The organism is Methanobacterium aggregans (assembly GCF_017874455.1).
Lineage (GTDB): Archaea > Methanobacteriota > Methanobacteria > Methanobacteriales > Methanobacteriaceae > Methanobacterium_C > Methanobacterium_C aggregans.
This window is the reverse complement of record NZ_JAGGLN010000004.1, coordinates 81,638-97,799: the sequence shown is the minus strand read 5'-3', so window position 1 is coordinate 97,799 and position 16,162 is coordinate 81,638. Positions and strand designations below refer to the sequence as shown.

The window sequence follows — 16,162 nt, the reverse complement described above, 5'->3', positions numbered from 1 at the left end:
GAACTTTGTTAAAAACAACCAGCTACTCCTGTAATTGTATATTATAAAATATACAGATGATAAATATAATTCTAAGATTTAAAGGGTGCATATATCTTGAAAAAAATTTTAACTGCATGCACAAGGGACTGTCCAGGTGGATGCAGCATAATCGCTACGGTTCGGGATGGAAAAATAGTCAAACTCAAGGGAAATCCAGATCATGATATTACCGACGGATTTCTCTGCCCCAATACTGCAAAATACCTTGAAAATGTTCATTACAGCCATAAAAGAGTTCTACATCCACTTAAACGTGAAGATGGGGATTGGAAAAGAATAAGCTGGGATGAAGCCTTTGATATCATGGTGTCCAAACTTGGGGATACAATAAAATCTCATGGAAAGAACTCAGTACTTTACTACCAGGGATTTGGATCAAGAACTGCCCTTAAAATACTTAATAGGCGATTTTTCAATTTACTTGGGGGAGTTTCAACCCTCTATGGAACTGTGTGTGGTGGAATAGGTCAGGCAGGTCAGGAAATGGATTTGGGCATGAGAATATCCCACGATCATTTAGACCACATTAACAGTAAAACCGTGCTGATCTGGGGAAGAAATCCAGCAGTTACAGACATCCATCTCTGGAGGATACTCAGGAAAGCCCAGAGAAACGGTACAAAACTGGTTGTTGTTGACCCGATTAAAACAAAAACTGCAGTACATGCAGATCTTTTCATTCAGCCAGAACCTGGAACAGATTCTTACCTTGCAGTTGCAGTTTCCAAGATAATTCTGGATAAGGATCTTACAGATAAAGAGTTTATAAATGAGAGCACCAGAAACTTCGAGAAATATCTCCAGATAATTCAGGGCTTTTCCATGAAGGAACTGTCAGTTAAATGTGATGTGTCCATTGAAACCATCACGGAACTTGCAGTTACCTACTCTCAAAATAAACCCTCCAGCATAGTCACAGGCTGGGGCCTTCACAGGTACATATCAGGACACATCATATTCAGATTTTTGGATGCCATTGCAGCCATAACAGGAAACATTGGAATTTCAGGTGGAGGTGTGAGTCAGGGATTTGAGGAGTTCGGATTTTTTAATGATTCCTATGCCCTGGAAAGGCCCGAAATTGGTAGAAAACTTCCAATGCCTACGATTGGTGAGGCAATTCTCAAGGCAGACCATCCACCAATAAAAATGGCCTTCATAACATCCGGAAACCCTGTCAACTTGAATCCAAACTCTAATAAGGTCAAAAAGGCATTTGAAGCTGTTGATCATGTTGTGTTGATGGATCATTTCCTCAACGACACAGCAGATGTTGCTGATCTGTTTTTACCTGCAACAACCTTTCTTGAAGAGGAAGACCTGGTTGGAAGTTACGGGCACAACTGGATATATTCCATAAATCCTGTAACAAATCCTGAAGGTGAGGCAAAGTCTGAGCTTGAGGTATTCCAGAAACTTGCAGATAAAATGGGATTCGGAGAGAAAATGGGGGGAAAACCTGAGTACTGGCTGCAAAAAATAGTGTCAACAGTTCTTGATCAGGGAGTAGAATGGGATGATCTCAAGGCAGGCCCCGTGAAAATGGTGCCCGAAGATTACATACCCTACTCAGATGGAAAGTTTTTCACAGCCTCTGGAAAATTTGAATTCATAACTGAATTCACAGATGGATTTAATGATTTTTCAGACTACGAAGGAAAAATCAATGGTTTTGATGATGGTTACAACCTCCATCTCATCTCTTCGTCCCCTGAAAAATGGGTTCGTTCAGTTGTTCCAGAAAGTGAAATGGACACTGGGCTAATTGATGCTGAAGTTTCACCCAAAATACTCAACGAACTTGGAATGCATGATGGGGAAACTGCAGTCCTTGAGTCTCCATTTGGAGAGTTGAAGGTTACTATTCGAGGGGATCCAGATGCAAGGATTGATACAGTTAAAGTACAGATGGGTGGCTGGATGAAGTATGGGAAGAACATCAACGTTTTAACCGTGGATATAATGAGTAATGCTGGAAATGGGACTCCCTACTATGAAACAATGGTTAAAATTCGAAAAACTAGTGTTGAATGAGTGGTGTGCAACACACCATTTCAACCAATTTTATTATTAATACGTATGCATTGAACTCATTTTAGAAAAAAGTAAGTACTTTTCTCAACTGATTATTACTAACTGATCCCGTTGCCATGCTTCAGATGTTCTGAAACTATTACTGCAACTACGGGACTATTTAATCAAAGGAATTTAAAATGAAGATTAAATTCAAAGATGAAGATTATAAAGAGATGTAATGGATAATTTTCATATTTTTGTCCATTAAATCGATTTTAATTCTTTTTTAACACTTCAAATTCATTTTCTTCTTTGACATGTTCATCCAAATCAAAAAAATAGAGGAGGTACAAAATGGATGAAATATTTGAAAAGGGAATGGGATGGTTTCCAGATCTTCCTGATAGAAGGGATCTGACACTTAACATTGAAAAAAAGAAGAATGAAGGAATAGTGGATATGGTGGTTGAGTTAGGCATTAAAGAACCTGTGACTGAAATTCCCGCTGCAGTGGATCTTAGGGAATGGTGCTCTCCTGTGGAGGATCAGAAAAGTTTGGGATCCTGCACTGCAAATGCAGGGGCCGGACTACTTGAATACTTCGAACGCAGGGCTTTTGGAAGTTATATAGATGCATCAAGGCTCTTTCTTTACAAAAATTCTCGACAGTTGGCAGGACTAACTGGGGATACTGGATCCTACCTCAGAACAACCATGGCTGCACTGGTTCTTTTTGGTGTGCCACCAGAGAAGTACTGGCCCTACACAGATAAAAAACCAGACTTTGATGCAGTTCCAGATGCATTCTGCTATGCATTTGCGGAAAACTACAAGGCAATCCAGTATCTTCGGCTTGATCCGCCATCAACACCTGTAGATATACTTTTAGATAGAATAAAAACAAATTTGGTGGCGGGTTTACCATCCATGTTCGGGTTCACAGTTTACGACTCCATATACCATGCAGAAGCTGGAAATATACCCTATCCCTGCAGCGGAGAAAAGGTTGCAGGTGGCCATGCAATAGTGGCAGTGGGATACGATGACAGTGTTGTGATCAAAAATCCCAACTGTGGAAACACCACTAAAGGAGCCCTACTTATCAGAAACTCATGGGGAAAGGGTTGGGGTGATAAAGGTTACGGATGGTTACCCTACGATTACGTGCTGAAGGGACTGGCAGTAGACTGGTGGACATTAATAAAGGCAGATTGGATTGCAACAGGGGAGTTTGGTCTTTAAAAATGAGTTTGCTCTTTAAAAATCAGTATGTGCTGATAAAGATGATTCAGCATTCTATTTTTTTTATTTTTTCCATCCCATTTTTTCATCTTCAATGAATTGTACGAAGAAACATTTTTTTTAGGACGAATTTAAAATGAAAGTTCTAAATAAATTAAAAGCGTAAAAAAGTCGATAAGAAGTTCAGGAAATATTATGAATTAATAACTTAAGGATTAATAAAAAAACTAATAAAATTCTTTCTTTTTTAATAAAAAAAAAGTTTCAAATGTAAAAAGGGGATTTACCTTTCCCTTTTCCCAGCTATGAACTCTTCAACCATTTCATGAGCTTTTTCATCCTTGAACTGTTCTGGAGGATGTTTCATTGTGTAGGCTGAAATTGAGGTTAGATATCCACCCACTCCACGTTCAAGAGCCAGTTTACAGCACCTTATAGCATCGATAACGCAACCTGCAGAGTTTGGTGAATCTTCAACACTCAATCGAAGTTCTATGTTCATTGGAACATCACCAAAGGTTTTTCCCTCCATCCTGAGGAAGCAGAGCTTGTTGTCCTGCTGCCAGGTAACGTAGTCTGATGGGCCTATGTGAATGTTTTCAGGTTCAAGCCTTTCAGCAAGAACAGATTGAACAGCCTCAGTTTTGGATTCTTTTTTAGAATCTAACCTGTTTCTGTTGAGCATGTTCAGAAAATCAGTGTTTCCGCCTGTGTTAAGTTGGTAGGTTCTCTCGAGTTTCACACCCCTCTCACGGAACAGGTTTGCCAGTGTTCTGTGGGTTATGGTTGCACCGATCTGTGCCTTTATATCATCACCCACAATTGGTATTCCCCTTTCCCTGAACTTTGCATCCCATTCAGGATTGCTCACTATGAAAACAGGCATGTTGTTAATGAATGCAACACCTGCTTCAAGTGCACACTGGGCATAGAACCTTGTTGCTTCTTCAGAACCAACTGGAAGGTAGTTAAGAAGTATTTCTGCCCCACTTTCCTTTAAGATCTTGATTATTTCATTTTTTTCTTTTTCTGCTTCATCCGAAACTATGAATGTATTATCATCCTTAAATTCGGCCATGTGCGGTGCTACACCATCAAGGACACATCCCATTGATACTTCAACACCACTTTCAGGTATATCTTCGCAGAATACTGTGGTACAGTTAGGTTTTTCGAATATGGCTTCGCTCACATCCTTTCCAACCTTCCTCTTGTCGATGTCAAAGGCAGCAACCACCTCTATATCTGATGGTGTGTAACCACCTATATCCCAATGCATCAGACCGATGACTTCTTGGGGATCCTTGTATTTGTAATAGTGTATTCCCTGTATAAGGGAGCTTGCACAATTACCAATACCAATTATCGCTATTTTTATCTTTTCCAACTACAACACCTTCTAAAACACCGTTTTAAAACGTTTATCGTGACATATTAATCTTATTTTAAAATTAACATAAAAATTCTGTCTTTCATAAGCCTAATTAGGTTATATTAAGTTCTCTTAAAACTACAATTAGATTATTGTACTATTAAAGGTTTCGATCAACTTCCATATTAACCCTTTTCATGCTTAAACTATTAAATGAACTGATTTAAGGCCTTACATTTCCTTTTTTCTAAAAAACTATTTTCACATGCATTTAGATGCTTTAAAACTATAAAAATAGGTATTATGGATTAATAGGTATCAAATCAATTTAAAAATCCTTCAAAACTCATTAAACCCATTATACCGGCCGCAGTCAGTCCTGCACTCCATATAATTATCCCAATGGACATCCATAATATTAAATGGTCTTTTCTAGCCCCAAAGGTAATACCTACTGCAGTTCCCAACGGAGCACCAAAAAGAAGTGGTGATAACAATCCTAAACCTATCACACCATATTTAATCCAGACCTTATGAATTCGGCTCCTTTCAAACTTCTTATTTTCCCCATATCTCCATTTAATGAATTTGCTTCTGAGTGAATCCCCTAAAAACGCTACGATCAAAACAGCTGAAATTGAGCTGGAAGCTGATACTGCAAGGATCAAAAGGGGGTTTAACTTAAGTGCAATACCCATTGATACAGCAAGCCATAATTCTATGACTCCGCTTATGAATACAAGTGCAATGTTTGTAAATATGTCCACGCTTTCACCATTGTGTGTTAAGGGAACTTCCCTTTATTCTTTTTTGTGCATTAAATTTTCAAAAAAAGGATTGAATAAGGTGGTGGACATGGGATTCCACCAATACTTTATGTAACCCATCCATGGATACACCTTCGTTTTAGATAACAACAACGGCTACAAAAGTGAATACCATCCACAGGAGAACCGTGATCATGGCACTTATCCATGGTATTTTTCTAAATTCCATTTTAGAAGTTTTTGAACCAACGTACCAGCTGATAATTATGAGAACGACCAGAAGCATGCTGTTAACAAGCCCCATTATGTTCAATGGATTTTTGTACATCACGTAAATCCATACAGCTGTTGTCAGAGTTATTCCCAACCAAATCAAGGGTTTGAGAACTCCGCTTGCCTTCACTGTTAACTCCGTTAGTTCCTCTGATTTTCTGGACTTCATGAGCATTGTCAGAAGCACAATGAGTGATCCGAGTGCCATTGTTATCCCTAAAAATTCCAGAAATAGGGTTGTAACAGGTTTTGCAAAGAAAAATTCCTTGAGCATAGGTATGGTTACAATAGCCTTCAGGGATTCATCAACAGGGAATGATTCTATGTCCCCAATTGCTATGGCATATTTTCCCTGGTTGTTTGAATTGAACACCTTAACGTAGTAGGTTCCAGCAGATAGGTTTCTAGTTGTCTCTGGCCCCTTCAGGTAGCTATCTCCACCAAACTCTTCGAAGTAAGGTTCCCACTGGGCATCTGTTCCGTTTATAAGCAGTATACTTTCTCCACTTGAATTAAGAACCTCCGCGGAAACAAAATTCGCAGTTATACCTGGACTTGCAGGTACAAGGAGGTTTATGTACAGTTTGAATGGTTTGTCTGAAATTATCTTGTAGTAATTGGGACTTCCATTGAGTTTCCCGTAGAATGCCTGTGATATCTCTGGGTTCTGTACCACTATTGGGTTTTGATAGGATACAGTTTGTCCAACCTCCAAGCGGGGTTGGTGGGCACTAACCATTGAAATTGATGCCAGTAAAAAAACAAAAAGCAATGCCAACAATCCAAAATTTTGAATTTTTGAATCTTTTGTCATAACAAAATAATATGGTACTATAAATTATTTAAATTTTTCATACTAATTTTTTAAGAGTTTTACGTTGGTTTCCTAATGATTTAAGGCACATGATAAAAAAACCATCAGAATTGAGCTATGCAATTCCCATTCATTTGAATTAAGTGTAGGGACCATGGAGTTTCAGTGGATTCATTTTTAAATAGAGTCATAAAGAACTACAACTAATATCAACCAAATAAAAATTAAAATTTCAGGGTTTAAAATGAATTACGAAGAAGTTTTAGAAAGATTTGTGGTACTGTCACAGAAGGTTCCAACCAAATCAGCTGAGCACATGTCCAGGGTTGGAATCACACCAAAGAAGACCTATGGGATTAGAATACCCCATCTTCGAGAACTTGCAAGGGAAATAGGTAAAGATCATGAACTTGCATTGCGTCTCTGGGAATCAAACACCCGGGAAACCAGAATACTTGCATGCATGATCGAAGACAAGGATTTGGTTACAGAAGAACAGATGGAGAAATGGGTAACAGATTTTAATTACTGGGAGATATGTGATCAATGCTGTATGAACCTCTTTGAAAAGATGCCGATTGCCTACGAAAAGGCAGTTGAGTGGAGCTTTCGTGATGAAGAATTTGTTAAAAGAGCAGGATTTGCACTCATGGCACGCCTTGCAGTGAGTGATAAGAAAACCCCTGATGATGAATTTGAGAAATTTTTCCCCCACATAATGAGAGGATCCCTTGATGATAGAAACTACGTTAAAAAGGCAGTTAACTGGGCTTTATGCCAAGTTGGGAAAAGAAACCGGTCACTTAATAAGAAAGCCATAGAAAATGCCCTTGAGATAAAGAAAATTCCTGAGGGAAGTGCTAAATGGATAGCTTCAGATGCTTTAAGGGAACTTCGTGATGAAAAAGTTCAAAAGAGATTTAAAAAATAATCTAGTTCAAAAGAGATTTTAAAAAAATGATTTAATATTAATTAAAATAATTTTAAGGTAAATCTGCATGAATTCAAGTTTTAAATTTTCTTAAATATCCTCTCTATTTTTTTAGGACATGATAAGATGGAGCATCTGTTTAAACATCTCATCTGAACCTTCCTCATTACTTAGAACGAATGCAAGTTTGCTTATTAACTTTCTTCTATGAACTTCATCCTGACTGTTGAGGAACAGGTAAGTTTTGTTGAAAAACCTGTTTAAATTAAGGTTAGGATCGTTCATGGTTTGAAGTTTTTGATTCATAGCCCTTTTTATTTGATAACAAGCTTCCATGGAGTCTTCTGGAATATCGCTTCCAAATTTTTTCAGTAAAAGGTTCATATTTATAATGTCCCGTTTCACCAGACTGAATACAACTCCATCTGACCTTATGGACTGAATACGCTTTTTTCCTTCGTAGATATTAAAATCGTAACCCACGATCTCTACTTTTTCCTCTCTCAGTAGGTGCATAATGTTTTCATTTAAAGCTTTGCTGGATATTTCCCGGTTAGTTCTGGCACTGACTTCGTTTAAAATTTGTTTTTTTGACAGTTCCTTTTTTTCAAGTGTTTCAATAATTAGATCCCTTACTTTTTGTTCAGTTTCCATTGAACACCGCCCCTAATATTAATTGTGTGAATATATGCACCCAATTAGTTATTAAGCTTTATGGCACTGTGAAAACTCAGCAAGATATACAAAACTTAAGGGAGGGATGTTAAGGTTGTCCCAAACTAGTATTAAAAAAAATTTAATGGCATTTGGAATGGTGATGATATTCACAACTATATTATTTGTTTCAATGCCGAGTTCAGAGGCCCACATTCTAGTGGTGGGTGATGCAAGAGGTGATACGCCTTATATGCACAATGAAGCTGTGGCAATAACCTCTCAACTTAAAAGTAAAGGTTACAATGTTGTAAGTCTTATTGGAAGCAGTGCAACCACTAAAAATATAATGAAGGGGATGTACAATGCAGATGCCATAATATACGTTGGTCACGGTGCGTACATAACCGGACATTACAACATGAAAGGTGGAACATCAACAGGACCATACGCCCTGTACGGTTCAAATGATTACATATGGGGTGTTGGAAACCAGATGCGTGAAGGATGGCACGGTAAAACATTTACGCCTCCTTACAAAAAAGGTATTCCTGTAATGTTATTACACACATGTTTCTCAGTGGGTGACGTACAAGGTACCAGGGTTGCAAATCCAACTCAGACAATCTACGACTTTTCACGGATGTTCCCAAATGCGAATTACTATGCAACCTCATGGAGTGGTGGTGAGATAGTCACAGACTTCCTTGGAGGAGCTAAAAACTTTGCTGATGCCAACAGTAAAAACTACGAGGTAATCAAGCAGCCAACAACCTACAAGGGTGTTCAAGTATGGCATAACACCAATGGACATGCTGCATTTGTAGGTAACTGGGCAGGAACATTCCCAAGTGTTGCTCAAACAACTTCTTACAATGATGCTGCAGCAGAAAAATGGTATCAGAGTACAAAGGGTGCAACAGCATCTGCTGTTGTGAAGTACAAGTACGTTAAGAAGTATCTGTACACCAAAAAAGTGGTGACCAAGAAGAAGGTTTACTACTACAAAAATCATCGTAAGCACGTTAAATACAAAAAAGTAGTTCGATACGTGAAGGTTTATAAAACAGTTAAAGTAAGGGTTTAGATGGATAACCATCCTAAATTCTTATTTTTTTAAACTAATTCAATCTCAACCCCTATTTTTTTTTAAACTTGTTTCTAATGCATCCGTTGGGTATGGTGGTTGCATCAATGATTTTTTTTATGCTTTGGAATGGCAAAATCCCCTTCTTTTATTAAATTAATTTATATTATTATTTAATCTGGCCTTTTTCGGGAATATTTTTACTATATAAATACTCTGGTTGTGCTTTTAATTCAAAAACTATTTATTGTAATCTTTTCATAATAGTGACTATAGTCACATTTAAAGAAATTTTTTTATATATCAAGGTGACAAATGTCACAATTTTATAAAAATGGGGGGGTGAAATTGTGTATGGGAAGTATAGGCGTCCCGCGTTTTTATTGCTGATGTTATTGTTCGTAATATGCGCTGTTGGCGCCGTCGCTGCACAGGAAGGTGTAGACGTAAATATTACCAAGACTGCACCGGATACTGTGGTTGCTGGTGAGAACATTACATATAATATAACCGTCACCAACACGAACAGTGATAATAACGCATACAACGTTACATTGGTAGATAATGTGACTGGTAAACTCATTAATCCACAGTACTCGATTGATGGAGTGGATATGGGTTCTTGGAATGGTGCCTACGATGGTTCCCACGTTTGGGATGTGTTACCGGCACAAACTTCTGTTCTGGTGAAAATTTGGGGTCAGGTAAATCCATCACAACCAGCTGGGCCTTGGTTGTACAACGATGCAACTGTTTTCTCAAGTAACGATCCAAATCAGGAAAACAACTATGCCCATACTTGGACATTGGTCTCTACCTTAGCTGATGTTTATGTCCAGAAGACTGCTCCTGATAATCTGACTGCTGGTAGCAATATTACCTACAACATTGTGGTTGGTAACAATGGACCTTCTGATGCTCAAAACGTTACTGTGACAGATGCATTGGATCCATGGATCAGTGGTGCGACCTACACTTTAGATGGTGCTGATATGGGTTCTTGGTTGGGTTCCTTGAGTCTCGGTACTCTTGCACCTGGTAAATACGTCACAATAGTTATAACAGGCCTTGTAAATGCTACTGCACCTGCAGGTTATGTTATTGGGAACACGGTGTCTGCTATTACGGATACTTTTGATCCGTTCAATGACAATAACACTGCAAGTACTGTGACTGGCGTGGTTAATGCAACAAGTGGTGGTGAAGGAGTAACTCCTGAAAGTGGAGGAGAAGCTGTAACAGAAGAACCTATATCTGGTGGAGAGGCTGTGTCTGCTGAAGCTGTTTCAATGGAAACCACGGGTTCACCAGTAACTCTACTGGTAATGGCACTTCTCGTGTTGTTATCCGGTCTGTTCGGTATTAGGAGACCCTAAAAAAAGATAGTTTTGGGGTTCAATTCCCCTTTTTTTTGTTTTAAAATATCTAAGTAACATCTGTTTTTCTTAAATAGATCCAACAAATCAAGCCCTATCTTTCATCTCATGGATTCAATAAATAAACTGTGTAGTTCAGGTAACTTGCTATGCTGACCCATACTATGTAGGGTACGAGAACCAGGCCTGCTGGTTTTGAAATAACGTAGAAAGCTATGAGGTTCGCAAATATTGCAAGCCAGAGCGCCATTATAACAGCAAAACCTCCAAGTAATGAGTGGAAGCTGAAGAACACCACAGACCAAAGCACGTTGAGTATGAGCTGCACTGCAAATATCAGAACTGCAAATTTAACATCTTGTCTCTGCCAGCCCTTTCTCAAAACCAGGAATAGAGCTATTCCCATGAGTATGTAAAGAGTTGTCCACACTGGCCCAAAAACCCAGTTAGGTGGTGCCCATAATGGTTTTGCAAGTGCAGCGTACCATACTGGTATCTGGGAAATTGTGGCCTGGGAACCTAAAAAACCTGCAAACAAAACAATTAAAATGGATCCAGCGAGCATTGGAATTTCCTTCAGTTTTAATCCTTCCATTTTTTCACACCCTTTATATTATGAATCACGTTTTTTATACACTTCAAATACAAAATTTAATTCAAATATCATCAAATAACAATGTATGGTCCTTTTTAATCAGCATTCAAGAATGGATCTTAAGAACTTTTAATTCCAGTTATCCCTTTAACGTCTGCAAGCTTCCAGACAAATGATCTGTCTTCTTCAACAATGGACTCAAGGGGATCGTCTGGTGAATGTCCAAGGGCAGCCATTATACTTTTTGAAAGATTTTTATCCTTTATAAGCTGTACAAAATCTTCTTTAACCCTCTTTTTCTTGTCAGGATCATTCACCTCAACCACACGGCCCTGAAGTGTTACGAACCTGTAATCTGAAAGGTTTTCAGAGTACTTCTCTATCTCAACTGCCACATTAGGATTTTCTCGGAACAACTCTATCTTTTTACCGTAACGCGTTGAGAGAAAATAAATAAAATCACCATCAAAAACATAGATAAAAGGTGCTATGTATGGGTATTCTCCTTTAAATGCAATTCTGCTCACATAACATTCATTTATCAGTTCATCATACTCTCTTTTATTCATCAATGGAATTTTTTCGAGTTTCATGTTTCACCGCCTGCTTTTTATGTTCTGCAACCTGTTATTCACAAATCATTCACTATCCATGAAATTCAACCCCTAAAGTGGGATAACCTGCCTTTTTCCAGGCCATAATACTGCCAAGAACATTTGTAACGTTAATATAACCATTAATTTTAAGTATTGATGCTCCAATACCTGCTTTGTAACCTGTATCACAGTAAAGAATGATACTTCTATCCTTTGGAACATCTTCAAGTTTTTCCTCAAGAATTCCAATGTAGATGTTGTGGGATCCATCTATGTGTTCTTCTTCCCACTCCCATTCCTTTCTGACATCCAGGAGAAAGATGGAGGGATCTTCCAATTTATCACGGAGTTCATGCACGGAACATGGTTCAATGGTTTCAACTGGACCTGCAGATTTGAACCATGATGAAAAACCACCTGCAAGGTATCCATATATGTTGTCGTAGCCCAGTCTAATCAGGTACCTTTCAACACTCTCGATTCTGGATCCATCATAGTCAACCAGAACTATTGGGTCATGGTAATTTAAAAACCACCCTGCAAATGCAGGAACTCCCTCACTCCATATGTTCAGTGTGCCAGGTATGTGTCCGCCTGCAAAGGATTCAGGGTCCCTGACATCAATAATCTGAACACCATCATCCATACCCTGAAGTTCTACAGTTGAAAGAGCTCTGAGGTGTGGAAGTCTGCAGAGGATTTCTGCACCCCTCTGGTTGTTCAGTTCCATCCTTTTGAAGTAGGGAGGAATGTAGAATCTCTCAGCCACCTTGTGTTCAATGAAATCTCTTCTGGTCTTCTGTAGAAGTGGATTGGTTTTTTTCTCATATCCCACCGTTGTGATATCCACATCTCGTATCTCAGCCCCGCAGACTGAGCCTGAACCATGGGCTGGGCAGATGATAACACCATCTCCAAGGGGGAGTATCTTCTGGTTTATGCTGTCATAGAGGGATCCAGCCATTCTCTCCACTTCTTCAGGGCCGTAGATGTCGCACCTTCCAACTTCTCCTGCAAAAAGAGCATCCCCTGTAAAGACCATGTAAACATCCTCTGAAGCATCCATATCCTTAACTGTGATTGATATACTTTCAGGTGTGTGTCCTGGAGTTTCAAGCACCTCCAGTTGGAGTGATCCAAATTCAAAGCTGTCTCCTTCATGTGCAGGGTTTCCATAGGCAAAATCAAGACCTGCTCCATGGTATATCTTAGCATCAACGAGTTTTGAAAGCTCTAGGGATCCAACTGTGTAATCTTCGTTTCTATGGGTTTCAAATACCATCTCTACATTCATATCATGTCTTTTGGCAATGTCAAGGTAGATGTCAACATCCCTTCTTGGATCGATGACCGCTGCAGCTCCCCTGGAGCCTATAAAATAAGATTTGTGGGAAAGTCCCCTGGATTTCACAATTTCAAATATCAAATTCAAACCTCCAGTTCAAGCTGATTCATATTTGAAGCCTTTCAATCCATCATAATCCATATTTTTTTATTTTCCCTGCTTTTAATGGATTTTGCAATAAAAATATTACAACCTTTGTTTCATATTTTTGTATTAAAAAGAATATATATTATTAGTAAAATGGAGTACAGTTTATTTGAAATCAAGTCATATCTGAAATTATATTAAGACCTTTCCTGTAGGTGGGACAATGGATTACATCATAGAAACTGATAACATAACCAAAAAATTTGATGATTTCGTGGCAGTGAATGAAATAAACCTCAAAGTTAAAAGGGACAGCATACATGGAGTTTTAGGTCCCAACGGTGCAGGTAAAACCACACTGATCTCCATGCTCTGCACAATACTGCGCCCAACATCGGGTACAGGTTGTGTGAACGGCTATGACATAGTTAAAAATGCCAACGAGGTCAGAAAATCCATAGGAATAGTGTTCCAGGCAAGGGCCCTTGATGATATCTTAACGGGCCGTGAGCACCTTGAGATGCATGCAGCACTTTATGGTGTGCCAAGGGATGTTAGAAAGGACAGAATTGAGGAAATACTTGACCTGACTCAGCTTCAAGATAAGGCAGATGAAATGATAAAGACCTACTCTGGTGGAATGAAGAGAAGGCTTGAAATAGGCAGGGGTCTGATACATTACCCTAAAGTGCTGTTTCTAGATGAACCAACCCTGGGACTTGATCCTCAGACAAGGGAGAGCATATGGGAGTACCTCCAGAACCTCAACAAGAAGGAGGATGTGACTGTTCTTCTCACAACCCACTACCTTGATGAGGCAGACAAGCTCTGCGATAAGATCTCAATAATAGACCAAGGTGAAATAATAAAGTCAGACACGCCTCGAAACCTTAAAAAAGAGCTTAAAGCAGACATAATAACCATAAAGGTTGATGATGATGATCGTTTCGTATCCCTGGTTTCCAAGCTGGACTTTGTAAGTGACATTCACAGGATCGATGGTGAGGTGAAGCTCATGGTTGAAAGTGGTGAAAACCTCGTTCCCACCATTGTGAACTTTGCGAATGAGAACAAAATATTCGTGAACTCCATAGAACTTGAGCACCCAAAACTCGATGATGTTTTCATACATTACACAGGAAAGTCCATAATCCATGGAACCGCCAAGAAGGGCAAAACCAAGAAGGGTGGAAGGTTCAGTATAATGGGCAGGAGGCGGTAAAATGGGAGAATTAGAGGGAATATACACCATCTGGCGCAGGGAAAATACCAGGTTCCTCAGGTACAAATCCAGAATTGTGACCTCAGTTGTAACACCCCTACTGTGGCTTTTAATATTCGGTACAGGTCTTGGTTCAGCAATTAGGTTTGGGGGAATTGCAGGGGGTTATCAGACCTTCATATTCCCTGGAATAATAGGGATGACCATACTCTTCACATCACTCTTCTCAGGGGTGTCCGTTATAGTGGACAGACAGTACGGTTTCCTGAAGGAGATGTTTGTTGCTCCAATATCACGTTCATCCATTGTGTTTGGTAAGGCACTGGGTGCAAGCACAACTGCAATGATACAGGGAACCATAATCCTACTCCTGGCCTTCATACTGCACATCCAACTCACTGTGCTGGGATTCATAGCTGCCATGATCATCATGATCATCATGTCACTGGGACTCGTTGGAATTGGACTCTTCATATCTGCATTCATGGAGAGCATGGAGGGATTCAACCTTATAATGAACTTTGTTGTACTGCCAATGTTCTTTTTAAGCGGTGCACTCTTCCCAATAACCAACTTGCCAGAATGGCTTAAAATGGCGGTTTACATAGACCCCCTGACCTACGGTGTGGATGCCCTTCGTTATGCAATACTTGGAGCATCCTCAATACCTATCTACATTGACGTAGCGGTTATAATGGTATTTGCAGCCCTAATGATAGTTATATCCGCATATGCATTTACCAAAAGGGAACAGGGACTTATGTAAAATTATATTTCCCTATTTTTTTTAAATATGTTCCAAAAAAATATACTTCAAATCTTTAACAAGTCTTTTAGGAGAATAATATGAAAGTAACTTCACTCATTGATGACGAATGTCAGGGCAGGGGACTTGAAGGTGAACACGGACTCTCCCTTCTAATTGAATGGGATGGTAAAACCATACTCTTTGACACTGGAGCCACGGGCAGGTTTGTAGATAACGCAGAGAAACTTGGATTTGATATAAGCCAGGTTGACGTTGTAGTTATCTCACACGGCCACTACGACCATGCTGGGGGTCTTGAAAGATTTTTCCAGGAGAATTCCCGAGCTCGGGTTTACATGGGTGAGGGTGCAGATTTAAACTACTACTCAAAAGATCCAGGATCATCCTACAGGTACATAGGGATTAACAGGAATGTTATGGATCAGTACAATGACAGAATAACCTTTTTAAAAGGCAGAACAGAGATAATGGGTGATATTAACATTTTAAAGGATGTTACAAATAAATATCCGATTCCAAAGGGTAACAAATATCTTTACATGGAAAGAGAAGGTGCAATTCTTAACGATGTCTTTGATCATGAGATTGTAATGGTTTTAAAGGATGATGATGGTCTGGTTGTTTTTAGTGGCTGTTCCCACAGTGGCATAATCAACGTGATGGAAACAGTTTTCGAAGAATTCAGTAACGTTCCTGTGAAAGCTGTTTTAGGTGGATTTCATTTAATGGGACGACCTTCATCTGGTATGTTTGAGGATGAGGAAAGCATCATTTTTACAGCTGAAAAACTCGCCCAGTATCAAGTTGAAAGGTTTTACACCAGCCATTGCACTGGTAAAAGTGCTTATAATATCCTAAAGGATGTTATGGGAAATAAGATTGATTATATTTCTACAGGGGATGTTGTGGATATCTGAGAATTGCAATGGAATAAATGGGTTTTGAAGATCCTTCAAAATTTGATTCAAACCCCA

At 39.1% G+C, this 16,162-nt stretch carries 15 protein-coding genes; 8 read left to right on the top strand and 7 right to left on the bottom strand.

Annotated elements, in window-relative coordinates; genetic code table 11:
- Positions 1–96: 96 nt before the first annotated feature.
- Both J2756_RS07200 and J2756_RS07195 read left to right on the top strand, forming a co-directional pair.
- A complete protein-coding gene (locus J2756_RS07200) occupies positions 97–2,076 on the top strand; it encodes a molybdopterin-dependent oxidoreductase (protein WP_209584141.1) in 1,980 nt (659 codons plus the stop codon).
- 336 nt (positions 2,077–2,412) lie between these two features.
- Positions 2,413–3,300, top strand: a complete 888-nt coding sequence (locus J2756_RS07195; protein WP_209584139.1) for a C1 family peptidase — start codon at positions 2,413–2,415, stop codon at positions 3,298–3,300.
- 283 nt (positions 3,301–3,583) lie between these two features.
- Here the strand turns inward: J2756_RS07195 and J2756_RS07190 are convergent, their stop codons facing one another.
- From J2756_RS07190 to J2756_RS07180, 3 genes are all read right to left on the bottom strand, one after another.
- Positions 3,584–4,687 carry an inositol-3-phosphate synthase gene (locus J2756_RS07190; RefSeq protein ID WP_209584136.1) on the bottom strand — a complete coding sequence of 368 codons (1,104 nt, stop codon included), beginning with the start codon at positions 4,685–4,687 and terminating at the stop codon, positions 3,584–3,586.
- A 308-nt stretch (positions 4,688–4,995) separates the two neighbouring features.
- Complete coding sequence (locus J2756_RS07185) at positions 4,996–5,439, bottom strand: small multi-drug export protein (RefSeq protein ID WP_209584127.1); 444 nt, start codon at positions 5,437–5,439, stop codon at positions 4,996–4,998.
- Between the two features lie 139 nt (positions 5,440–5,578).
- Positions 5,579–6,484 (bottom strand): hypothetical protein, encoded by a 906-nt coding sequence (locus tag J2756_RS07180; RefSeq protein ID WP_245315978.1) that lies wholly within the window; start codon positions 6,482–6,484, stop codon positions 5,579–5,581.
- A 286-nt stretch (positions 6,485–6,770) separates the two neighbouring features.
- On the opposite strand from J2756_RS07180, the gene J2756_RS07175 reads away from it, so the two are divergent.
- Positions 6,771–7,457: a DNA alkylation repair protein gene (locus J2756_RS07175; RefSeq protein ID WP_209584123.1), complete on the top strand. Its 687-nt coding sequence runs from the start codon at positions 6,771–6,773 to the stop codon at positions 7,455–7,457.
- Between the two features lie 111 nt (positions 7,458–7,568).
- On the opposite strand, the gene J2756_RS07170 is transcribed toward J2756_RS07175, so the two are convergent.
- Entirely contained in the window at positions 7,569–8,111 is a 543-nt protein-coding gene (locus J2756_RS07170) for a hypothetical protein (protein ID WP_209584122.1), read from the bottom strand.
- A gap of 106 nt (positions 8,112–8,217) precedes the next feature.
- Here J2756_RS07170 and J2756_RS07165 point away from each other — a divergent pair, with 106 nt between their 5' ends.
- Positions 8,218–9,198 (top strand): hypothetical protein, encoded by a 981-nt coding sequence (locus J2756_RS07165; RefSeq protein WP_209584120.1) that lies wholly within the window; start codon positions 8,218–8,220, stop codon positions 9,196–9,198.
- 395 nt (positions 9,199–9,593) lie between these two features.
- On the top strand, positions 9,594–10,574 hold the full coding sequence (locus J2756_RS07160) for a DUF11 domain-containing protein (RefSeq protein WP_209584118.1): 981 nt from the start codon (positions 9,594–9,596) through the stop codon (positions 10,572–10,574).
- Between the two features lie 106 nt (positions 10,575–10,680).
- Here J2756_RS07160 and J2756_RS07155 read toward each other — a convergent pair whose 3' ends face one another.
- The 3 genes from J2756_RS07155 to J2756_RS07145 form a co-directional block, all read right to left on the bottom strand.
- Positions 10,681–11,169 (bottom strand): TspO/MBR family protein, encoded by a 489-nt coding sequence (locus tag J2756_RS07155; protein WP_209584115.1) that lies wholly within the window; start codon positions 11,167–11,169, stop codon positions 10,681–10,683.
- A 119-nt stretch (positions 11,170–11,288) separates the two neighbouring features.
- Positions 11,289–11,762 (bottom strand): pyridoxamine 5'-phosphate oxidase family protein, encoded by a 474-nt coding sequence (locus J2756_RS07150; RefSeq protein ID WP_209584112.1) that lies wholly within the window; start codon positions 11,760–11,762, stop codon positions 11,289–11,291.
- A 52-nt stretch (positions 11,763–11,814) separates the two neighbouring features.
- Entirely contained in the window at positions 11,815–13,191 is a 1,377-nt protein-coding gene (locus J2756_RS07145) for an MBL fold metallo-hydrolase (protein WP_209584110.1), read from the bottom strand.
- A gap of 229 nt (positions 13,192–13,420) precedes the next feature.
- On the opposite strand from J2756_RS07145, the gene J2756_RS07140 reads away from it, so the two are divergent.
- The 3 genes from J2756_RS07140 (at position 13,421) to J2756_RS07130 (ending at position 16,105) form a co-directional block, all read left to right on the top strand.
- Positions 13,421–14,419 (top strand): ATP-binding cassette domain-containing protein, encoded by a 999-nt coding sequence (locus tag J2756_RS07140; RefSeq protein ID WP_209584109.1) that lies wholly within the window; start codon positions 13,421–13,423, stop codon positions 14,417–14,419.
- 1 nt (position 14,420) lies between these two features.
- A complete protein-coding gene (locus J2756_RS07135; RefSeq protein WP_209584105.1) occupies positions 14,421–15,185 on the top strand; it encodes an ABC transporter permease in 765 nt (254 codons plus the stop codon).
- 80 nt (positions 15,186–15,265) lie between these two features.
- The gene (locus J2756_RS07130) at positions 15,266–16,105 is read left to right on the top strand and encodes an MBL fold metallo-hydrolase (protein ID WP_209584102.1); all 840 of its coding nucleotides are present in this window, start codon (positions 15,266–15,268) and stop codon (positions 16,103–16,105) included.
- The last annotated feature ends 57 nt before the right edge of the window (positions 16,106–16,162 follow it).

Coding starts and splice junctions, on each gene's coding strand:
- J2756_RS07195 (WP_209584139.1), top strand. CDS start 2,413: ATGGATGAAATATTTGAAAAGGGAATGGGATGGTTTCCAGATCTTCCT.
- J2756_RS07175 (WP_209584123.1), top strand. CDS start 6,771: ATGAATTACGAAGAAGTTTTAGAAAGATTTGTGGTACTGTCACAGAAG.
- J2756_RS07170 (WP_209584122.1), bottom strand. CDS start 8,111: ATGGAAACTGAACAAAAAGTAAGGGATCTAATTATTGAAACACTTGAA.
- J2756_RS07165 (WP_209584120.1), top strand. CDS start 8,218: ATGTTAAGGTTGTCCCAAACTAGTATTAAAAAAAATTTAATGGCATTT.
- J2756_RS07155 (WP_209584115.1), bottom strand. CDS start 11,169: ATGGAAGGATTAAAACTGAAGGAAATTCCAATGCTCGCTGGATCCATT.
- J2756_RS07150 (WP_209584112.1), bottom strand. CDS start 11,762: ATGAAACTCGAAAAAATTCCATTGATGAATAAAAGAGAGTATGATGAA.
- J2756_RS07140 (WP_209584109.1), top strand. CDS start 13,421: ATGGATTACATCATAGAAACTGATAACATAACCAAAAAATTTGATGAT.
- J2756_RS07135 (WP_209584105.1), top strand. CDS start 14,421: ATGGGAGAATTAGAGGGAATATACACCATCTGGCGCAGGGAAAATACC.
- J2756_RS07130 (WP_209584102.1), top strand. CDS start 15,266: ATGAAAGTAACTTCACTCATTGATGACGAATGTCAGGGCAGGGGACTT.